Annotated in this window: 14 protein-coding genes and 1 pseudogene; 4 read left to right on the forward strand and 11 right to left on the reverse strand. The window is 74.0% G+C overall.

Annotated features, from left to right (window positions below; all coding sequences use genetic code 11):
• Positions 1-6: 6 nt before the first annotated feature.
• The 5 genes from ACWEJ6_RS16035 to ACWEJ6_RS16055 form a co-directional block, all read right to left on the reverse strand.
• Positions 7-1401, reverse strand: coding sequence for a sensor histidine kinase (locus tag ACWEJ6_RS16035; RefSeq protein WP_452424305.1), 1395 nt, complete (start codon positions 1399-1401; stop codon positions 7-9).
• Positions 1398-2096, reverse strand: a complete 699-nt coding sequence (locus ACWEJ6_RS16040) for a response regulator transcription factor (RefSeq protein ID WP_358285211.1) — start codon at positions 2094-2096, stop codon at positions 1398-1400. The genes ACWEJ6_RS16035 and ACWEJ6_RS16040 overlap by 4 nt, the downstream gene beginning before the upstream one ends.
• Before the next feature lie 100 nt (positions 2097-2196).
• Positions 2197-3702 carry a phytoene desaturase family protein gene (locus ACWEJ6_RS16045; protein ID WP_452424307.1) on the reverse strand — a complete coding sequence of 502 codons (1506 nt, stop codon included), beginning with the start codon at positions 3700-3702 and terminating at the stop codon, positions 2197-2199.
• 112 nt (positions 3703-3814) lie between these two features.
• Positions 3815-4117: a hypothetical protein gene (locus ACWEJ6_RS16050; RefSeq protein ID WP_352320270.1), complete on the reverse strand. Its 303-nt coding sequence runs from the start codon at positions 4115-4117 to the stop codon at positions 3815-3817.
• A gap of 113 nt (positions 4118-4230) precedes the next feature.
• Entirely contained in the window at positions 4231-5121 is an 891-nt protein-coding gene (locus ACWEJ6_RS16055) for a LysR substrate-binding domain-containing protein (protein ID WP_358285206.1), read from the reverse strand.
• Positions 5122-5191: 70 nt separating this feature from the next.
• Here ACWEJ6_RS16055 and ACWEJ6_RS16060 point away from each other — a divergent pair, with 70 nt between their 5' ends.
• From ACWEJ6_RS16060 to ACWEJ6_RS16075, 4 genes are all read left to right on the forward strand, one after another.
• Positions 5192-6301, forward strand: coding sequence for a YeiH family protein (locus ACWEJ6_RS16060; protein ID WP_452424310.1), 1110 nt, complete (start codon positions 5192-5194; stop codon positions 6299-6301).
• Positions 6302-6422: 121 nt separating this feature from the next.
• A complete protein-coding gene (locus ACWEJ6_RS16065; RefSeq protein WP_358285202.1) occupies positions 6423-7349 on the forward strand; it encodes a pseudouridine-5'-phosphate glycosidase in 927 nt (308 codons plus the stop codon).
• Positions 7346-8275, forward strand: coding sequence for a carbohydrate kinase family protein (locus tag ACWEJ6_RS16070; protein ID WP_452424312.1), 930 nt, complete (start codon positions 7346-7348; stop codon positions 8273-8275). Before ACWEJ6_RS16065 ends, ACWEJ6_RS16070 begins: the two co-directional genes overlap by 4 nt.
• Positions 8276-8357: 82 nt before the next feature.
• Entirely contained in the window at positions 8358-10499 is a 2142-nt protein-coding gene (locus ACWEJ6_RS16075) for a hypothetical protein (RefSeq protein ID WP_452424314.1), read from the forward strand.
• 13 nt (positions 10500-10512) lie between these two features.
• Here ACWEJ6_RS16075 and ACWEJ6_RS16080 read toward each other — a convergent pair whose 3' ends face one another.
• From ACWEJ6_RS16080 to ACWEJ6_RS16105, 6 genes and pseudogenes are all read right to left on the reverse strand, one after another.
• On the reverse strand, positions 10513-13425 hold the full coding sequence (locus tag ACWEJ6_RS16080) for a helix-turn-helix transcriptional regulator (RefSeq protein WP_452424316.1): 2913 nt from the start codon (positions 13423-13425) through the stop codon (positions 10513-10515).
• Between the two features lie 58 nt (positions 13426-13483).
• Entirely contained in the window at positions 13484-13918 is a 435-nt protein-coding gene (locus tag ACWEJ6_RS16085) for a GNAT family N-acetyltransferase (RefSeq protein ID WP_364337917.1), read from the reverse strand.
• Between the two features lie 80 nt (positions 13919-13998).
• A complete protein-coding gene (locus ACWEJ6_RS16090; protein ID WP_452424318.1) occupies positions 13999-15135 on the reverse strand; it encodes an acyl-CoA dehydrogenase family protein in 1137 nt (378 codons plus the stop codon).
• Positions 15136-15137: 2 nt separating this feature from the next.
• Entirely contained in the window at positions 15138-16043 is a 906-nt protein-coding gene (locus ACWEJ6_RS16095) for a hydroxymethylglutaryl-CoA lyase (RefSeq protein ID WP_364337916.1), read from the reverse strand.
• Complete coding sequence (locus ACWEJ6_RS16100; protein ID WP_452424321.1) at positions 16043-17992, reverse strand: acetyl/propionyl/methylcrotonyl-CoA carboxylase subunit alpha; 1950 nt, start codon at positions 17990-17992, stop codon at positions 16043-16045. Before ACWEJ6_RS16100 ends, ACWEJ6_RS16095 begins: the two co-directional genes overlap by 1 nt.
• Positions 17993-17994: 2 nt before the next feature.
• Positions 17995-19209: pseudogene (locus tag ACWEJ6_RS16105) on the reverse strand (carboxyl transferase domain-containing protein); the annotation flags it as partial.
• Positions 19210-19280 lie beyond the last annotated feature (71 nt).

Genomic DNA, 19280 nt, shown 5'->3' on the forward strand with positions numbered 1-19280 from the left:
GCCAGCTCACGATTCGGGTCTTTGAGAGGACTTATCCGATTGTGAGTGACGCGTGAGAGTTCCGGGAAGATCGATCGTCGCGATCGCGCCGCCGCCGGGCGCGTTGGACAGCCGCACCTTGCCGCCGGTCTCGGACACGGCCTGCGCCACGATCGCCAGGCCCAGCCCGGAGCCGGGCAGGCCGCGGGCCGAGGGCGAGCGCCAGAAGCGCTCGAAGACGTGCGGCAGCTCCTCCTCGGGGATGCCGGGGCCGTGGTCGCGGACCGTCAGCCGGCCGTCCTTGAGCGAGACCTCGACCTGGCCCTCGGGGCTGAACTTGCGGGCGTTGTCGATGAGGTTGAGCACGGCGCGTTCGAGCGAGGCGGGGCTGCCGACGACGTACCAGGGGTGCAGGTCGGTGCGCACGTCGGCGCCGCGCAGCCGGGCGCGTTCGGCGGCGGCCGTGACGACGTCGTGCAGGGCCAGCTCGACGTGCGGCTCGTGGTCGGTGTCGCCCCTGGCGAGCTGGAGCAGGTCGCCGACCAGCGTGGACAGCTCCGCGAACTGCGCCTTGACGTTGACCAGCAGGCGTTCCTTGGCGCCCGGGTCGAGCTGCCTGCCGGTCTGCTCGCTGCGCAGCAGCAGGTCGATGTTGGTGCGCAGGGTGGTGAGCGGGGTGCGCAGCTCGTGACCGGCGTCGGCGACGAGCTGCTGCTGGCGTTCGCGGGAACCGGCCAGGGCGGCGGTCATGGCGTTGAAGGAGGAGCTGAGCCGGGCGATCTCGTCGTTGCCCTGGACGGGGATGCGGGTGTTGAGGTCCTCGGTCTCGGCGATGTGCTCGGCCGCCTTGGTCAGCCGGACGACGGGACGCAGCGCGGCGCGCGCGATGAGCAGCCCGACCCAGGCCGCCAGCAGGACGCCGAACAGCGCCACGCCGCCCAGCAGCAGCGCCACCGCCTTCAGCGTGTTGCGCAGCTCGCGCAGGGGGGCTGCGTCCATCACCGCGACGCCCGGCGCGATCTGCTGGGTGAGGACGCGCATCTCGGTGCCGTCCGCGGTGACGCCGTTGTGGAAGTGCCTGGACTCGGGCCACTCGCCCTTGGCCACCGCCATGTCCTCGGGCGTCACCACCAGCGCGGGGCCCACGTAGCAGGGCGGGGTGCCGTTGGCGAGGATGAGCTGGGTGGAGTGCGGCGGGCCGTAGTGGTCCTTCGGCGCGGGGGTGGCGCGGCAGTTCTTGCGGATCCAGACCAGGTCGTTGCTGGGGTCCTTGCCCGGCTGGGAGCCGAGCTGGCGGTCGGCCTGCTCGTAGGTCTGGTGGCGGACGATCAGGAAGCAGGCGCCGGCGCTGATCGCGACCGCCAGCGCCACGGCGAAGGTGATGAGCAGCGTCAGCCGGGCGCGCAGGCTGTTGCGGATCACGGTGTGGCCCGTAGGACGTACCCCACCCCGCGGACCGTGTGGATCACCCGGGGCTCTCCCCCGGCCTCGGTCTTGCGGCGCAGGTACATGACGTACACGTCGAGGGAGTTGGAGGTCGGCTCGAAGTCGAAGCCCCACACCTCGTTGAGGATCTGGTCGCGGGTCAGGACCTGGCGGGGGTGGGCCAGGAACAGCTCCATCAGCAGGTACTCGGTCCTGGTGAGGTCGAGCGCGCGGGCGCCGCGGGTGACCTCCCTGGTCGCCGGGTCCATGCGCAGGTCGCCGTAGGACAGCGTGCCGCCGTCGGCCGAGCCCGCGTTGAGCGCGCCGCGGCGCAGCAGCGCGCGCACCCGGGCCAGCAGCTCGTCCAGCTCGAACGGCTTGACCAGGTAGTCGTCGGCCCCCGCGTCGAGCCCGGACACCCGGTCGCCGACGGCGTCGCGGGCGGTGAGCATGAGCACGGGGATGTGGTTGCCCTGGGCCCGCAGCCGCCGGCAGGCGGTGAGCCCGTCGAGCCGCGGCATCATCACGTCGAGCAGCACCGCGTCGTACGGCTCGCCGGCCAGCGCCTCCAGCGCCGCCTGCCCGTCGTTGGCGGTGCCGACCCGGTAGCCCTCGAACTCCAGGCTCGACTGCAGCGCCTCGCGCAACGCGGGCTCGTCGTCCACCACCAGCAACCGTGCGGGCTCACTCATGTGTCACAAGATATGAGCCCACTATGAGAGCACGATGAACGGGATCATCGATGTGCCCTGAGAAATCGCCGCCGGGGAACGGCGGTCCTTCCGGCCCGGTTCAGGGCCGCAGCAGCGCCATGGCCGCGTTGTGGCCGCCGATCCCGCTCACGCCGCCGCCCCTGCGGGCCGCGGCGCCGCACAGCAGGATGCGTTCGTGCCCGGTTTCGACGCCCCATCCCCTCTCCTCCGCGTACGGCCAGCTCAGGTCGGCGTGGAAGATGTGGCCGCCCGGCAGTCCCGCGTCCCTCTCCAGGTCGACGGGGGTTCTGACCTCGACGCACGGGGCGCCGTCGGGGGTGCGGAGCAGGCAGTCCTCGATGGGCTCGGCGAGCACCGCGTTCATGGAGGCGAACGTGGCCCGCAACGCATCCTCACGCGCTTTTTCTGGATTTTCCCGGAAAAGTCGGGCGGGCATGTGGAGGCCGAACAGGGTCATCGTCTCGGCCTTCCCCCGCAGTTCCGGCCCCAGAATGGACGGGTCCGTCAAGGAATGGCAGTAGACCTCCGCGGGCGGCGATTCCGGGATCTCCCCTCGCGCCGCCTGCTCGTACGCCTTCGCGAGCTGGTCGCGCCCCTCGTTGATGTGGAACGTGCCGCTGAAGGCGGCCCGGGGATCGGCCGAGGGGTCCTTCAGCCGGGGCAGCCGGGCGAGCACCATGTTGATTTTGAGCTGCGCGCCCTCCGGCACGGTCGCGGGCCCGCCGAGCACCCGGTCCAGCACCGCCGGGGGCAGGTTGACCAGCACGTGGCGGCCGTCCACGGTGTGCTCGCCGTCCTCGGCGACGTACGTGACCTCGCCCGACGGCGAGATGCCGACGATCTCCGCGCCGGTCCTGATCTCCGCCCCGGCCCGCCTGGCCGCCCGCTCCAGCGCGCCGGAGACCGCGCCCATGCCGCCCACCGGGACGTTCCACTCGCCGGTGCCGTCGCCGATCACGTGGTAGAGGAAGCACCTGTTGGCCAGCAGGTCGGCGGACGGGTCGGCGAACGTGCCGATCAGCGCGTCGGTGAGCACGACGCCGCGCACGGTGTCGTCGGCGAACCGCTCGTCCACGGTCTGGCCGACGGGCCGGGCGAACAGGTCGCGCCAGGCCTCCGGGCCGACCAGGCGCTCGATCTCGGCGGGCGTGCGCAGGGGTTCGAGCAGCGTGGGGGCCAGGACGCGGGCCACGTCCGCCGTCATGGCGTAGAAGTCGCGCCAGGCGCGGTGGTCGTGCTCGCCGCCGGTGACGGCGCGGAAGGAGGCGGCGGTGCGGGCCTCGTCCTCGTTGTCGACGAGCAGGCCGGTGTCGCCCTTGGGGGTGTAGGAGGCGTACCGGCGGCGGCGCAGGTCGAGGTCGAGGCCGAGGTCGCGGACGATCCGGGTGGGCAGCAGGCTCACCAGGTAGGAGTAGCGGGACAGGCGGACGTCCACGCCCGGGAAGGCCCGCGTGGAGATCGCCAGGCCGCCGACGTGCCCCAGGCGCTCCAGCACGAGGACACGGCGGCCGGCTCCGGCGAGGTAGGCGGCCGCGACCAGCCCGTTGTGCCCGCCACCTGCCACGACGACGTCATACGCACCCATCCCCGCACCTTATGACCCGACCTGTGCCCTTAGTCAACGGTTCGTGCGGAGATGGCGCGGCCACTCGCGGGTGGGCCCGGCCGGGGTCCCCTCCCGGCCGGGCCCGGATCCGTCAGCCCGTCCTGTTCACCCAGACGCGCTTGACCGGCCACGGCGTGAGCCGTACCGAGGAGACCCCGCCGACGGCCGTCCAGCCGCCGGTGAGGACGATCGGCCCGGCGTACGGGTGCGACTGCTCCACCCCGACGGCGTGCTGGCCGGTGCCGGAGGCGCAGCTGCTGTAGGCGTAGCCGCCGCTGACCCAGGCGGTGCAGTCGGTGGGCGCGGCCAGGGCGGGCGACGGCGCCAGGCCCGCCGCGGCGAGGCACATCACCGCCGATCCGGCCAGGGCGACGAGGGGACGACGAAGGCTCATGCGGAGTCTCCTGAGGTTCGGGGGGTGAACGCGCTCTTACTTTTAGGAAACTTTCCTAAGGGAAAGCTAGATCGCGTTCCAGGCGGCGTCAACGGCCACCTTCGGGGACGTGCTCACGGACGGCTGGCGATGGCCAGGAGCGTGGCGGCCGGGGCGGTGAGCGAGCGCCCGCGCCGCCACACCGCGCGCAGGTTCCGGACCAGGTTGAGCCCGGCGAGGGGCACCTCGACCAGGCGGCCGGTCGCGATGTCCGCCTCGACCGCGTAACCGCTGAGCACCGCGGGCGCGGCCCCGGCCTGCGCCGCCCCCTTGACCGCCGAGTTCGACCCGAGCTCCAGGCGAGGGCTGGCCCGGTGGAGGCTCTTGAACGCCACGTCCAGCGTCTCCCGGGTACCCGAGCCTGGCTCACGTACCACCAGCGGCGTGGCGGCCAGCTCGGCCCCGCGCAGGGCCGTACGGCGGCGCGCCCAGGGATGGCCGGGGGCCACCACGACGACCAGCCGGTCGGTGCCCACCACCCGGCTGTCCAGCCCCTCCGGCACGGTCGGCCCCTCGACGAAGCCGAGCTCCACCTCCTCGCCCAGCACCCTGGCCGCGACGTCGGCGGAGTTGACCACGTCCAGCCCCACCTGGACCTCGGGCTCGCGGTTCTGCAGCTCGCCGAGCCAGCGCGGCACCAGGTACTCGGCCACCGTCATGCTGGCGGCCACCCGCAGGTGGGCCGCCTCGCTGTGCCGCACGGCCTCCACCGCCCGCATCAGCTCCTCGGCCGCGGCCAGCACCTGGGCCGCCCATCCGGCCACCATCCGGCCCTCGGCGGTGAGCGTGGACCCGCGCGGCGTGCGCTCCAGCAACGGGACGCCGAGGCGGCGCTCCAGCATGGCCACCCGCTTGCTGGCCGACGGCTGGGCCATGCCCGCCGCCTTGGCCGCCTGGCCCAGGCTGCCCAGCTCGCCCACGTCGACCAGCAGCTTCAGCGAGTCGAGATCCGGCAGCGCACTCATAGCCACAGGCTATGGCCTCCCAGTCAACGCGTGTCTACCGGCCGGTACGCAGGGCCCGAAGACTGGGATCATGCCTCTCCCCGACCAGCGGATCCCCCCGCTCACCGCGCCCCGGCCGACCCCCGACCCCCGAGGCGGCGCGGCGCCGGCCGTCCCCGCGGCGTCGGTGTGGCCGGGCATCGGGCTGGCGGCCGTCGCCGTGGTGGTGGCCATGGTGGCGAACCGGTTCGCCCCGGCGTTCAGCCCGGCGGTGATCGCGGTGCTGTCCGGGGCGGTCCTGGCCAACCTCGCGGCCTGGGCGGCGACGTCCGCGCGGTGGGGCGGGGCGGGGGCCGTCTGGGAGCGGTTCAGGCCGGGGCTGGCGTTCGTGGCCCGGCGGGTGCTGCGGGTGGCGATCGCGCTGCTCGGGCTCCAGATCGCGCTGCCGCAGGTGCTCGCGCTCGGCTGGCAGACGCTGGTGATCGTGGTGACCGCGACCGGCGTGACGTTCACGGTGACGCCGCTGATCGGCCGCCGCCTGGGCCTGTCGTCCGGCACGTCGCTGCTGGTGGCGACCGGGGTGTCGATCTGCGGGGCGGCGGCGGTCGCGGCCATGCGCGAGAGCGCGGAGGACACCGACGACGACGACGCGGCCGCCGCGCTGAGCGTGGTCGTGCTCTACGGCAGCGCGGCCATCGTGGCCGTCCCGGCGCTGGCGGCGCTGCTCGGGCTGTCGCCGGCCCAGCTCGGCGTCTGGACCGGCGCGGCCGTGCACGAGGTGGCGCAGGTGGCCGCGATCGGCGCGGCGTCGGGCGTCCTGGCCGCCGCGGTGACGGTGAAGCTGGCCCGCGTCGTCCTGCTGGCCCCCATCGTCGCCCTGACGTCCTTCCGTGCCCGCCGCTCCGTGACCGGTGCGCCCGCGGCCGGCCGGCGGGAGGGGCGCCGGACGCCCGTCATGCCGCTGTTCGTGGCGGCGTTCCTCGTCATGGTGGCGGTACGCAGCACCGGCTGGGTCCCGGACGTCGTCACGCGGGCGGTCCCGCAGGTCACCAACGTGCTCATGGCCGCCGCCCTGTTCGGCCTGGGCACCGGGATCGACGTGCGCAAACTCGTCAAGGGCGGGCGGGCCGTGCTGCTCGGCGCCATCGCCACCGGGCTCATCGCCGCCGTCTCGCTCACCGGGGTCGCCGTGCTGCTGTGAGGGCCGCCCGAGTGGACGTCCTGGCCAGGCCACCGTACGCTGCTCTGTTCGGAACAAATTCCGTCAGGTACGCCGTTCTCCCTGAACCGGCCAGGACCACTCAAGGAGCTTGAAACCCGTCATGCGCAGCGCCACCGATCCCCTTCTTCAGCCGTCCGACGAGGTCGCCGAGGCCCTGGCGGGCGGCGCGCCCGTCGTGGCCCTGGAGTCCACGATCATCTCCCACGGCCTGCCGCAGCCGCGCAACCTGGAGGTGGCCCGCGAGCTGGAGGGAGTGGTCCGCGCGGCGGGCGCGGTCCCGGCGACGATCGCCGTCCTCGACGGCGTGGCCAGGATCGGCCTGAACGAGCTGGAGCTGGAGCGCATCGCCACCGAGTCCGGGCTGCGCAAGCTGGGTCAGCGCGACCTGCCGCTGGCCGCCGCGCTGAAGGCGAGCGGGGCGACCACCGTGTCGGCCACGTCGTTCCTGGCCGCCCGCGCCGGTGTGCGGATCTTCGCGACCGGCGGCCTGGGCGGCGTGCACCGCGGCTGGACCGAGGACCAGGACGAGTCCGCCGACCTCGACACCCTGGCCCGCACCCGCATCACGGTCGTCTGCGCGGGCGTGAAGTCGATCCTCGACGTGCCGGCCACGCTGCAGCGGCTGGAGACGCGCGGCGTGACCGTGGCCGGCTACCGCACCGACACCTTCCCCGGCTTCTACCTCAACTCCTCCGGCCAGCCGATCGACTGGCGGATCGAGTCGCCCGAGGACGCCGCCGCCGTCATGCGCGGCCAGGACGCGCTGGCCGGCCCGGAGACCGCGTTCATCGTGGCCAACCCGGTGCCGCGGGACCAGCAGCTCGACCCGGCGCTGCACGACCGCGTGCTGGCCGAGGCGCTGGCCGCCGCCGAGCGCGAGGGCGTCAAGGGGCAGGCGATCACGCCGTTCCTGCTCAGCTACCTCGTCAACGGCACCGGCGGCGCGTCGCTGGAGGCCAACCTGGCCGCCGTGCGCGGGAACACCGCCCTGGCCGCCGAGATCGCCGTGGCCTGGTCGCGGGCGTGAGCGACACCGGCCTCCTGGTGATCGGTGACGTCGTCACCGACGTGGTGGCGCTGCACGGCTCCCCGGTCATGGCGGGCACCGACACCGCCGCGGAGATCGTGCTGCGGCCCGGCGGCTCGGGCGCGAACACCGCCGCCTGGGCCGCCCACCTGGGGGCCGACTCGCGGCTGCTGGCCAAGCTCGGCTACGACAGCAGCGAGTGGCACACGACCGAGCTGGTCAGGACGGGCGTCCGGCCCCACGTGCTGGTGGACCAGGAGCACCCCACGGCGGTCGTCATCGCCATGGTGGACAAGACCGGCGAGCGTTCCATGCTCACCAACCGCGGCGCGGGCGGCCTGATCTCCGACGCCGACTGGGACCCGTCCCTGCTGGACGGGGTCGGCCGGCTGCACCTGTCGGGTTACACGCTGTTCGCGGCCCCCGGTCTCCGCCTGGCCAGGGCCGCCGTCCGGGACGCCGTCGCCGCCGGGGTGCCGGTCAGCATCGACCCGGCCTCGACGGGCCCGCTGCGGGACTTCGGCGTCGAACGTTTCATGCGGGAGACGTCCGCGGCCGACCTGATCATCCCGAACCTGGACGAGGCGCTCGTCCTGACGGGCGTCCCGGCGCCGGAGCGGGCCGCCGTGCTGCTGAGTGAGACGTACGGCACAGCGGTCGTGAAACTGGGCGCCGAGGGCGCGCTGGTGGCGGTGGACGGCAAGGTCACGGCGACGTGCGCGGGCGTGTCCGCCGAGGTCGTGGACTCCACGGGCGCCGGTGACGCCTTCGCGGCCGGGTATCTCACCGCCTCCCTCCAGGGGGCGGACGCCGCGCTCGCGCTGGAGGCGGGTTGCCGTGCCGGTGCGCAATGTGTGGCCCAGGTGGGCGGCCGTCCACGGTACGGTTTGGATCTGAACCGTCTTTACCCTATTCACACTGATTGATAGCTTGCCGCGTAGGCTGCACCATTAGCCACATGCGTACCGGGTTGCCCACGCGGCCCACTGGGGAGGTTAAGGTCCGCCGATGGAAGTCGAGTCATCGATCTGCCTGAGCGACCTCGTCCCTGCTCTGCGCTGGAGCCGCCCTCAGCAGGTGGCCGAGGTGCTGGGTGATCCGCGGCTGCCGGCGGGGTGGTGGTCCTCGCTAGCGGTGTCCAGGGCGCTCGGCACGGCGGGTCTCGACTGGGTCTGCGAACGGCTCGCCCGGCTGATCTCCTCCCGCTGGGACCATCTCCCGCTGGTGGACCTGCTTCCCGCGCTCGCCGTCCATCAGGTCGATCCGGCGCTGCCCGGCTGGCCGGAGGCCACCCGTACGGCGATCACCGGGCTCGGCGGCTGGCAGCGGCTGCGCCGCCTGTCGCCCGGCGATCTCGCCACCCCGTCCGCGACGCCCGAGGTGGTGGTCGGCTCGGTCCTGCGCGAGGTGCTCGGGCGCATCCCGGCGCAGCGGGAGGCCGTACCCGCCCAGCAGTCCGGCTCGCCGGACGTCACCCGTCCGCTCGCGCGCGGCGCGACGGGGTCCTTCCCGGCCGTCCCGGTGGCCGAAGCCGGTGCGTACGCCGCCCAGCCCGCCAGCGGCCCCCAGCGCCCGCCCGCCGCCTTCACCCCGCACAGCGACGCCTTCCCGGCCCAGCCCCAGGGCGCCCCGCGCCCGGCCCCGGCCGGTGAGGGCGGCCTGCCGCAGCGCCCGGCCGCGGCCCGCCCCGCCGCCCAGCAGCCCGGCTCGTTCCCCGCGCCGGAGAACGCCCAGGGACACCAGACCGGCTCCTTCACCGCCCAGCCCGACGCCACCCGCCAGACCGGCTCGTTCCCGGCGCAGTCCGAAGGCGGCCGCCAGACCGGCTCGTTCCCGGCCCAGCCCGCCAACGGCCCTCAGACCGGCTCGTTCCCCGCGCAGCCCGCCAGCGGGCCTCAGACCGGCTCGTTCCCCGCGCAGCCGTCCAGCGGGCCTCAGACCGGGTCCTTCCCGGCGCAGGGTGGTGCGCGGTTGCCGCAGCGTCCCACCGCCGGGCGTCCGGACGGCGGCCCGCAGGCCGGCGCCGACGGCCCCCCGTACACCGCCCCCGTCCCCGGCGGGACGGCCGCTCCCGGCCCGGTGCCCGCCGACCCCGACCACGCGATGGTCCGCGTCGTGGACGGCCTGTTCCGCGGCCTGGACAAGCTGGAGCTGGCCGTCGCCGTGCACCGGCTGTTCGCCGAGGACCCGGTCAGCCTGCGCACCCTGGCGCACAAGCTGCTGGTGGACCGCGACGTGCTCTCCCAGGCCCAGCGCACCGCCGAGGAACGCGTCCTGCACTGGCTGCGCTCGTCGGAGTCGGCGCCGGTCACCGGCCACATGTTCCGGCTCACCGAATGGCTCGGCGCGGCGGCCACCGAGGAGCAGCTCATCGGCGCCGACCCGGCCCACCCGGCGATGGTCCCGTCGCTGCGCACGCCCCTGTGGCGGGTCCTGGTGACGCTCATGCCCGACCGCCGCCTCCAGGACGGCTGGCTGGTCGTCGGTGACATCCACGGCCTCCAGGCCCGTACGCGGCAGCTCCTGGCCGCCGCCCCGCCGGACACCGACGTCGTCGAGCTGCTGGCCGAGCTGGGCATCCGCGCCCACTCCGCCAAGGCGTGGCTCGACGCCCTGCCCTCGGAGTCGGCCCCCGGCCCGGCGGACGCCTCCCCGCAGCCCGCCCAGCCCCTCCCCCGCCGTACGCCCGGCGCCAACGGCCACCACCACCGGGGCGGCCAGCCCATCCCGACGGCGGGCGCGAACTCGATCGACCCCTCGGCGGCCCTGGCCACGTTGTCGGCGCTGTCCGGCGGCCGGTCCGGCATGCTGCCCGGCAGCCTGGCCGGAACGCCGTCCACGCCGCCTCCGCCGCTGCCGAGCCCGTCGTCGGACCCGCGCCGCTGGCAGCGCATCGAGGTCACCCCGGAACACCTCAGGGGCGGCCCGGTGCCGGTGCCGGAGGGTTACGCGGCCCAGCTCGGCATGCGTCCGGGCACCCTGCTGTCGGTGACCGGCCCCGGCGACAACGCGATCGTGCTGGTCTGGCAGGGCCACCAGCCGGTCTTCGACTCGCTGCAGCCGGTGCTCATGCGCCTGAACGCGCGCCCCGGCGACCAGGTCTACGTCACGGTGGACGGCTACCGCCTGGAGGCCCAGCTCACCGGCTGACGCTCCGCCGCGGTCACCCGAACAGGCCCAGCCGGTGGGCCGTGGCCGCCGCCTCGCCGCGAGTGGCGACGCCCAGCTTGGCCAGGATGTTGGAGACGTGCACGCTGACCGTCTTCACCGAGATGAACAGCACCGCGGCGATCTCCCGGTTGCTGCGCCCGTTGCTCACCTCGCGCAGCACCTCCAGCTCGCGCGCGGTCAGCCCCAGCGGCGGCCCCTCGGGCTCGTCGGCGCCGCCGACGCGGCCCCGCCGTCCGAACACGTCGAGCTGTTCGAGCAGCGGCGTGGCGCCCAGCTGCGCGGCCAGCTCCCGCGCCCGCGTCACCATCCCGGCCGCGGCGCGCCGGTCGCCCTCGGCCAGCGCCGCCTGTGCGGCCCCCACCAGGCACTGCGCCTCCGCGTACGGCTGCCCCAACCCCGCCCAGGCCGCCACCGCCGACTCCCACGCCTTGAGCTGGGCCGCCCCGCCGAGCCCCTCCTCCGGCCCGGTCAGCGCCGCGAACGTCAGCCGCTGCGCCTCCTGCAGGTCGCCGTCCACGGCCAGCTCCCGCGCGACCTCCCGCAGCCGCGCCACGAGGGCCGCCGCGACCCCCGCGTACGGCGCCCCGCCCTCGCCGAGCGCGGGCCGGGCGAGCTGCGCGAACGTAACCAGCAGCGGCCAGGCGTAACGCGGCGAGGGCAGCAGGTCCTGGTTCTCCAGCCCCCGGGACGCGGCCTCCAGCGCCTCGCCGAGCCGCCCCTGCGCCCGCAGCAGCAGAACCTGCCTGCGCAGTTGCGGCAGCACGGTCTGGTCCCGGTAGGTCCCGCGCGCGAACACGCTGGCGGAGGACGACAGCAGCTTGTCGGCCCGGTCGATCTGTCCCCGCGCGAGCGCGATGTCCACCAGGAACCCCTGGAGACTGGCCCGGTAGGGGGCCGGCGGCGCGAGGTCGAGCGCCTGCTCGACCACCTGGAGCGCCTCGTCCCAGCGGCCCAGCGAGAGCAGCGGCTCGGTCAGGTTGATCGCCAGGAAGGTGCCGGACGTGCGCGCCAGGCCGTAGTGCCCGGCCTCCTGCACGCCCTCGCGGGCGACCTGGGCGGCCCGCTCGTGCCGTCCGGCGCCCTCCAGCGCGTCGGACTCGGAGATCGCGCAGCGCATCAGCGCGTTGTAGGCGCCCTGGGCGCGGGCGACCCGGCGCGCCTCGGCGAACTGCCCGAGCTGGGCCTCGATGTCGGAGAAGCGCGACCGTGCCCAGGCGAGGCTGATGAGCGCGTGGGCCTCGACGTTGGCGTCGCCCATCTGGTGGCCGATCTCCATGGCGAGCTGCGCCGTCGCCAGCTTCTCCGGCCAGTCCTCGGGACGGTGCAGCATGCGCGCCAGCGTCTCCAGGACCTGGCCGCGCAGCTTGCTCGGCGGCTCGGCGGGCACCAGCTCGGCCGCCTGGCGCAGGTCGTCGAGATAGCCGGCGCGGCCCAGGTCGTAGCGGGTCAGGCCGCGCTGGCGCAGCAGGGTGGCCGCGGTGATCGGGTCGGCGTCGAGGTCGACCTCGGCGAGCGCGGCCCCGGCCAGGGCCAGGCTGCGCTCGTACTCGCCGGCGAGGTGGGCGACCGTCGAGGTCTGCCTGAGCACGTCGAGGCGGCCGCAGCCGATGCGCTCGGCGGCGTCGGGCACCTGGTCCCACAGCTCCAGCACCCGCGAGAGCATCCGGAGCTGCTCGTCGTAGGCGGTGGACTTGCGGGCCGCGGCGGCCGCGCGCCAGGCGCTGACCAGCGCCCAGGTGGAGTCGTGGGCGGAGTGCCAGTGGTGGGCCAGCTCGATCGCGCCGCGCGGGGCGGGCAGGATCGACAGGTCGCGTTCGAGTGCCTGCGCGTAGCGGGTGTGCAGGCGGGTGTGCTCGCCGGGCAGCAGGTCGTCGTGGAGCGCCTCGCGGATGAGCGCGTGCCGGAAGCCGTAGCCCTCGCCGTCGACCACCAGCACGTTGCCCGCCACGGCGGGGCGCAGCGCCCGCGACAGGGCGGTGTCGTCGAGCCCGGCCACCGCGCTCAGCAGGTCGTGCTCGATGCGCTGGCCGCCCGCGCTGGCCACCCGCAGCAGCTCCTGGGTCTCGTCGGGCAGCCGCTCGACGCTGGCCAGCAGCAGGTCGCGCAGGGACTCGGGCAGCATGTCGCCGCCGTCGGCCTCGCTCAGCAGCGCCTCGACGAACAGCGGGTTGCCCTCACTGCGGGCGTAGATGAGGTCCATCGCGGCGGCCGACGGCTCGCGCCGCAGGATGCTGGCCGCCTGCGCGACGGCCTCCCTGCGGGTGAGGCGGCGCAGCTCGATCCGGCTCACCCACTCGATGCGGCCCAGCTCGGCCAGCATCGGCCGGAGCGGATGGGTGCGGTGCAGCTCGTCGGTGCGGTAGGTGACCACGATCATCAGCCGGGCCGCCGTGCGCTGGTAGCGGACCAGGAACGACAGCAGGTCACGGGTGGAGCGGTCGGCCCAGTGGGCGTCCTCGACCACCAGCAGCACCGGACGCTCCTCGGCCAGCCGCTCCAGCAGCCCGAGCACCTGCTCGAACAGCCGGGCCCGCGCCTCGGCGCCGTCCTTGTCCGGCTCGCCGAACTCGGGCAGCAGCCGGGCCAGCCCGCGCGTCGTGCCGCCGGGCACCAGCGCCGCCACGCCGTCGCGCCCCAGCTCGCGCACGAGCCCGCGCAGCACGGCCGTGAACGGCGCGAACGGCAGGCCCTCGGTGCCCAGCTCCAGGCAGCCGCCGACGAGCACCCGCGCCTCGCCCGCCCGGTCGATGAACTCGCTGATCAGGCGGGTCTTGCCGACCCCCGCCTCGCCGCCCACGAGCACGGTGGACGACGCGCCCGCACGCGCTCTGGCCAGGGCGTCGCCCAGAGCGTGCAGCTCGCGGGCGCGCCCGACGAACAGGGGGCTGACGGTGTGAATGCTCACGCCCCAAGGATGCCATCAAACACCGACAAAACGGACCGAAACTCCGGGCCGTCGTCTGTCAGCGCAAAACCTTGCGGAAGAAGGTGGCCGACGCCTCGTACCCCAGGGCGTGGTAGAACTCCGGCGCCCGCCGGGTGGCCATCGCCACGTACCCGGCCTGACGGGTACGTGCCCACGCCTCGAACTCCTCCAGCAGCCGGCGGCCGATGCCCTGCCGGCGCGAGCCCGGCTGGACCATCGCCTCCTCGACCCAGGCGACCGGCCCGTTGGCGAACAGCGTCAGGTGCACGAACCCCAGCAGGTACCCGTGGACGCGCCCGCCCACCACGGCCGTGAGCAGCAGGGCGTCCTCGTTGCGCAGGAGCTGCGGGAGCGCGGCGTCGAAGGCCGCGCGCTCCGGCCTGAAGGTCAGCCCGAACTCGCGCGCCAACGCGAACACCTCGTCCGCGTCCGCCTTCTCCGCCCTCCTGATGAGAAGATCGTCCGCCGTCATGAGGTACGACACTAGAACCTCTGTGCCCTTTCGTCCATCGTGCCACGGGAGTGTGCCGTGACGTCCGGTACGGCCTCCGGTCAGAGGTCGCCGAGGCCGAGCTGGCGGGCGATGAGCATGCGCTGCACCTCGCTGGTGCCCTCGCCGATCTCCAGGATCTTGGCGTCGCGGTAGAAGCGGCCGACCGGGAACTCGTTCATGAAGCCGTACCCGCCGAACACCTGGGTGGCGTCGCGGGAGTTGTCCATGGCCGCGTTCGAGGACACCAGCTTGGCGATCGCCGCCTCCTTCTTGAACGGCACCCCGGCCAGCATCTTCTCGGCCGCGTGGTAGTAGGCCAGACGGGCGGTGTGGGCGCGCACCTCCATGTCGGCGATCTTGAACTGGATGGCCTGGTAGTGGCCGATCGGGTGGCCGAACGCCTTGCGGTCCCTGACGTACTTGAGGCATTCGTCCACGCAGCCCTGGGCCAGGCCCACGCTGAGGGCGGCGATGGCGATGCGGCCCTCGTCGAGGGTCTGCAGGAACTGCGCGTAGCCGCGTCCGCGCTCGCCGAGCAGGTTGGCGGCGGGCACCCGGCAGTCGGAGAAGGACAGCTCGCGGGTGTCGGAGGCGTTCCAGCCGACCTTGGAGTACTTCTTGGAGACGGTGAACCTCGGCGTGCCGCTCGGCACCAGGATCGTGGAGATCTCCCGCTCGCCGGTGAGCGCGGCCACGCCGATCACGCCGGTGATGTCGGTGCCGGAGTTGGTGATGAACGCCTTCGTCCCGTTGATCACCCATTCGCCGCCGTCGAGCACGGCGGTCGTCCGCATGCCGCCCGGCACGTCGGAGCCGCCGCCGGGCTCGGTCAGCCCGAACGCGCCCAGCATCTCGCCGGAGGCCAGCCGGGGCAGCCACTCCTGGCGCTGCTCGTCGGTGCCGAACCGGTAGATCGGCATCGCGCCCAGCGAGACGGCGGCCTCCAGGGTGATCGCCACGCTGGAGTCGGCGCGGGCCAGCTCCTCAAGGGCCAGGCACAGCGCGAAGTAGTCGCCGCCCATGCCGCCGTACTCCTCCGGGAACGGCAGGCCGAACAGCCCCATGTCGGCCATCTTGCGCACGATGTCGTAGGGGAACTCCTCGCGCTCGTAGTAGTCGCCGATCACGGGGGCCACCACGTCACGGGCGAACGCCTCGACGGTCTTGCGCAACTCTTGGTATTCGTCGTTCAGCATGATCAGCCTTTCGCGAGGGCCTGGACGACGCGCGAGGGGCTGGGCCGGCCCAGCCGCTCGGCCAGCCAGGTGCTGGTGGACACGAGTTTGTCCAGGTCGAGCCCGGTCTCGATGCCGAGCCCCGACAACATCCACACGAGGTCTTCGGTGGCCAGGTTGCCGGTGGCGGACTCGGCGTACGGGCAGCCGCCGATGCCGCCGGTGGAGGCGTCGACGGTGGTCACGCCCGCCTGCAGGGCGGCGAGCGTGTTGCCGAGCGCCTGCCCGTAGGTGTCGTGGAAGTGCACGGCGAGCCGCTCGGGGCCGCCGAACGCGCCGATCAGCTCGGTGACGTGGCCCGGCGTGCCGACGCCGATCGTGTCGCCGAGCGACAGCTCGTAGCAGCCGAGCCCGAGCAGCCGCTCGCCGACCGCGACGACCTGCCCGACCGGCGTGGGCCCCTCCCAGGGGTCGCCGAAGCACATCGACACGTACGCGCGCACCCGCAGCCCGTGCTCCAGCGCCCTGGCCACGACCGGCTCGAACATGTCGAACTGGCTCTCCAGCGTGCGGTTGAGATTCTTGGCGGCGAAGGTCTCGGTGGCGCTGGCGAAGATGGCGATCTCGGTGACGCCCAGCTCCAGCGCGCGGTCGAGCCCGCGCTCGTTGGGCACCAGCACCGGGTAGCGCACGCCGGGCCTGCGGTCGAGGCGGCCGAGCAGCTCACCGGCGTCGGCCAGCTGCGGCACCCACTTGGGGTGCACGAAGCTGGTCGCCTCGATCACCTGGTGGCCGGCGTCGGCCAGCCGGTCGATGAACTCGGCCTTCACCTCGACCGGCACGATCGCCGACTCGTTCTGCAGGCCGTCGCGCGGGCCCACCTCGTAGACCGTGACCCGCTCGGGAAGCCCTCGCATGCGGTACGGCATCACGCCTCCTCACCGGTGACCACGGCCAGCACGGCGTCCATGTCGACCGGCTTGCCCGGCTGGACGGGCAGCTCGGCGACCACGCCGTCGCAGGGGGCGGTGACCGTGTGCTCCATCTTCATGGCCTCGACGACGACCAGCGGCTGCCCCTCGCTCACCCGGTCGCCGGGCTGCACCTTGACCAGCAGGACGGTGCCGGGCATGGGGCTGCGCACCACGCCGTCGGCCGCCCCCGCGGCGCCGGGCCGGTCGCCCGGGTCGCCGATGAGGTGGCGGGTGAACGCCCACGACTCGCCGTCCTTGCCGAGCCAGAGCGTGTCGCCGTGGCGGGCGGTCAGGTAGCGGGTGGTCCGGCCGCCGAGCGTGACGGCCGCCGCGCCGCCGCCGGTCGTGACCCGGGCGGGCACCGCCTCTCCGTCGAGCAGCACCTCGGCCGACCGGCCGGGCAGGCCGCGGACGGGCACCGCGTGCACACCGTCGCGCGACTCCAGCCGCCAGGTCGTCCAGGCGGGCGCGCCGACCCGCCAGCCGTCGGTGACCTGCCAGGGGTCCGGGCCCTGCGGCAGCGTGTGGAAGATCAGCGCCGCCGCCGCGGCCACCTCGCGCGGCACGCCGGACTCCGGCAGCAGCCCGGGCAGCACCCGTTCGACCAGGCCGGTGTCGAGCTCGCCCGCCACGACCGCGGGGTGGCGGGCGAGCCCGCGCAGGAACGGCACGTTGGTGACCACGCCCAGGACCGCGGTGCGGGCCAGCGCCCGGTCGAGCGCTCTGAGCGCCGCCTCTCGGTCCGGCGCCCAGGCGATCACCTTGGACAGCATGGGGTCGTAGTCGCTGCCGACGACCCCGCCCTCGGCCAGGCCGGAGTCGACCCGCACCCGGCCCGGCCCGTCGTCGCCGGGCTCGCGCAGGGCCAGCACGCGCCCGCCGCTGGGCAGGAAGCCGCGCGCCGGGTCCTCGGCGTAGACGCGCGCCTCGACCGCGTGGCCGTCGAGCCGCACCTGCTCCTGGCCGAACGGCAGCGGCTCGCCGGCCGCGACGCGCAGTTGCAGCTCCACCAGGTCCAGGCCGGTGACCAGCTCGGTGACCGGGTGCTCGACCTGGAGCCGGGTGTTCATCTCCATGAAGTGGTAGGAGCCGGTGGTGCCGTCGACGATGAACTCGACCGTGCCCGCGCCGACGTACCCGACCGAGCGGGCGGCCTCGACGGCCGCGGCGCCCATGTCGGCGCGCATGCCGGGGGTCACGAAGGGCGACGGCGCCTCCTCGATGATCTTCTGGTGCCGGCGCTGCAGGCTGCACTCGCGCTCGCCCAGGTGCACGACGTTGCCGTGGGCGTCGGCCATGACCTGGATCTCGATGTGCCGGGGGTTCTCGACGTAGCGCTCGATGAGCAGGGTGCCGTCGCCGAACGCCGCCCGCGCCGTACGGCGGGCCGACTCCAGCGCGTCGGGCAGCTCGGCGGCCGAGCGCACCAGCACCATGCCCTTGCCGCCGCCGCCCGCGGACGGCTTGATCAGCGCCGGGAAGTCGGCCCACTGCGCCAGGTCGTCGCCCGGCTCGGCCCCGCCGGGGACGACCGGCACCCCGGCCGCCGACACGGTGGCCTTGGCGCGGATCTTGTCGCCCATGGCGTCGATGGCCTCGGGGGACGGGCCGACGAAGACGAGCCCGGCCTCGGCGCAGCGCCGCGCGAACGCGGCGTTCTCGGCCAGGAAGCCGTAGCCGGGATGCACGGCCTGCGCGCCGGAGGCGAGCGCCGCCTCAACAATCGCCTCGATGTCCAGATATTTCGAGACTTCGAGGGCGATGTCTGCTTCGCGGGCGTGCCTGGCGCCCGCGTCCGGCGGCGTGAACACCGCCACCGACTCGATGCCGAGCGCGCGCAGCGTCCGGACGACCCGGACGGCGATCTCGCCCCGGTTGGCGATGAGAACACGGTCGAAGAACATGATCACATCCGGAAGACGCCGTAGCCGGCGGGTTCGAGCGGCGCGTTGGCCGCCGCGGACAGGGCCAGGCCGAGGACGGTGCGCGTGTCGAGCGGGTCGATCACGCCGTCGTCCCAGAGCCGGGCGGTGGAGTAGTAGGGGTTGCCCTGGTGCTCGTACTGGGCGCGGATGGCGTCGGGGTCGGCGTTGCCGACCGTGGTCAGCACGTTCGCCGCCTGCTCGCCGCCCATGACCGAGATGCGGGCGTTGGGCCACATCCACAGGAACCTGGGCGAGTACGCCCGTCCGGCCATGGCGTAGTTGCCCGCCCCGAACGAGCCGCCGATCACCACCGTGAACTTGGGCACCCGCGCGCACGACACGGCCGTGACCATCTTGGCGCCGTGCTTGGCGATGCCGCCCGCCTCGTACGCCTTGCCGACCATGAACCCGCTGATGTTCTGCAGGAACACCAGCGGGATGCGGCGCTGGTCGCACAGCTCGATGAAGTGCGCGCCCTTCATCGCCGACTCGCTGAACAGGATGCCGTTGTTGGCCACGATGCCCACCGGGTGGCCGTGCAGGTGGGCGAAGCCGGTGACGAGGGTGGAGCCGTACTCGGCCTTGAACTCCAGGAAGCGCGAGCCGTCCACCAGCCGGGCGATGACCTCGCGCACGTCGTAGGGCTGGCGGGTGTCGGCCGGGACGAGGCCGTAGAGGTCGCGCGGGTCGTGCCGCGGCTCCTCGGGCGCGACCGTGTCCCAGGGACGGGGGGCCCGGGGGGCCAGCGTCGAGACGATGTCGCGGACGATGGCCAGGGCGTGGGCGTCGTCCTCGGCCAGGTGGTCGGTGACGCCGCTGACCCGGGAGTGCAGGTCGCCGCCGCCCAGCTCCTCGGCCGTGACCTCCTCGCCGGTGGCCGCCTTCACCAGGGGCGGACCGCCCAGGAAGATCGTGCCCTGGCCGCGGACGATGACCGCCTCGTCGCTCATGGCCGGCACGTACGCGCCGCCGGCGGTGCACGAGCCGAGCACGGCGGCGATCTGCGGGATGCCGCGGGCCGACATGGTGGCCTGGTTGTAGAAGATGCGCCCGAAGTGCTCCCGGTCGGGGAAGACCTCGTCCTGCCTGGGCAGGAACGCGCCGCCGGAGTCGACCAGGTAGACGCAGGGCAGGTGGTTGTGCAGGGCCACCTCCTGCGCGCGCAGGTGCTTCTTGACGGTCATCGGGTAGTACGTGCTCACAGGAGTCACTCCCCTCATGCCCAACGTCGAACCCCTCCGCGAGGGCGACCCGGCGGCGGTGGGAC

The sequence above is a fragment of the Nonomuraea sp. NPDC004702 genome, from assembly GCF_053601695.1.

Bases quoted from the DNA above. Each gene is read 5' to 3' on its own strand.
- ACWEJ6_RS16040 (WP_358285211.1), bottom strand. From the start codon at position 2,096: ATGAGTGAGCCCGCACGGTTGCTGGTGGTGGACGACGAGCCCGCGTTG.
- ACWEJ6_RS16045 (WP_452424307.1), bottom strand. From the start codon at position 3,702: ATGGGTGCGTATGACGTCGTCGTGGCAGGTGGCGGGCACAACGGGCTG.
- ACWEJ6_RS16050 (WP_352320270.1), bottom strand. From the start codon at position 4,117: ATGAGCCTTCGTCGTCCCCTCGTCGCCCTGGCCGGATCGGCGGTGATG.
- ACWEJ6_RS16055 (WP_358285206.1), bottom strand. From the start codon at position 5,121: ATGAGTGCGCTGCCGGATCTCGACTCGCTGAAGCTGCTGGTCGACGTG.
- ACWEJ6_RS16060 (WP_452424310.1), top strand. From the start codon at position 5,192: ATGCCTCTCCCCGACCAGCGGATCCCCCCGCTCACCGCGCCCCGGCCG.
- ACWEJ6_RS16065 (WP_358285202.1), top strand. From the start codon at position 6,423: ATGCGCAGCGCCACCGATCCCCTTCTTCAGCCGTCCGACGAGGTCGCC.
- ACWEJ6_RS16075 (WP_452424314.1), top strand. From the start codon at position 8,358: ATGGAAGTCGAGTCATCGATCTGCCTGAGCGACCTCGTCCCTGCTCTG.
- ACWEJ6_RS16085 (WP_364337917.1), bottom strand. From the start codon at position 13,918: ATGACGGCGGACGATCTTCTCATCAGGAGGGCGGAGAAGGCGGACGCG.
- ACWEJ6_RS16090 (WP_452424318.1), bottom strand. From the start codon at position 15,135: ATGCTGAACGACGAATACCAAGAGTTGCGCAAGACCGTCGAGGCGTTC.
- ACWEJ6_RS16095 (WP_364337916.1), bottom strand. From the start codon at position 16,043: ATGCCGTACCGCATGCGAGGGCTTCCCGAGCGGGTCACGGTCTACGAG.
- ACWEJ6_RS16100 (WP_452424321.1), bottom strand. From the start codon at position 17,992: ATGTTCTTCGACCGTGTTCTCATCGCCAACCGGGGCGAGATCGCCGTC.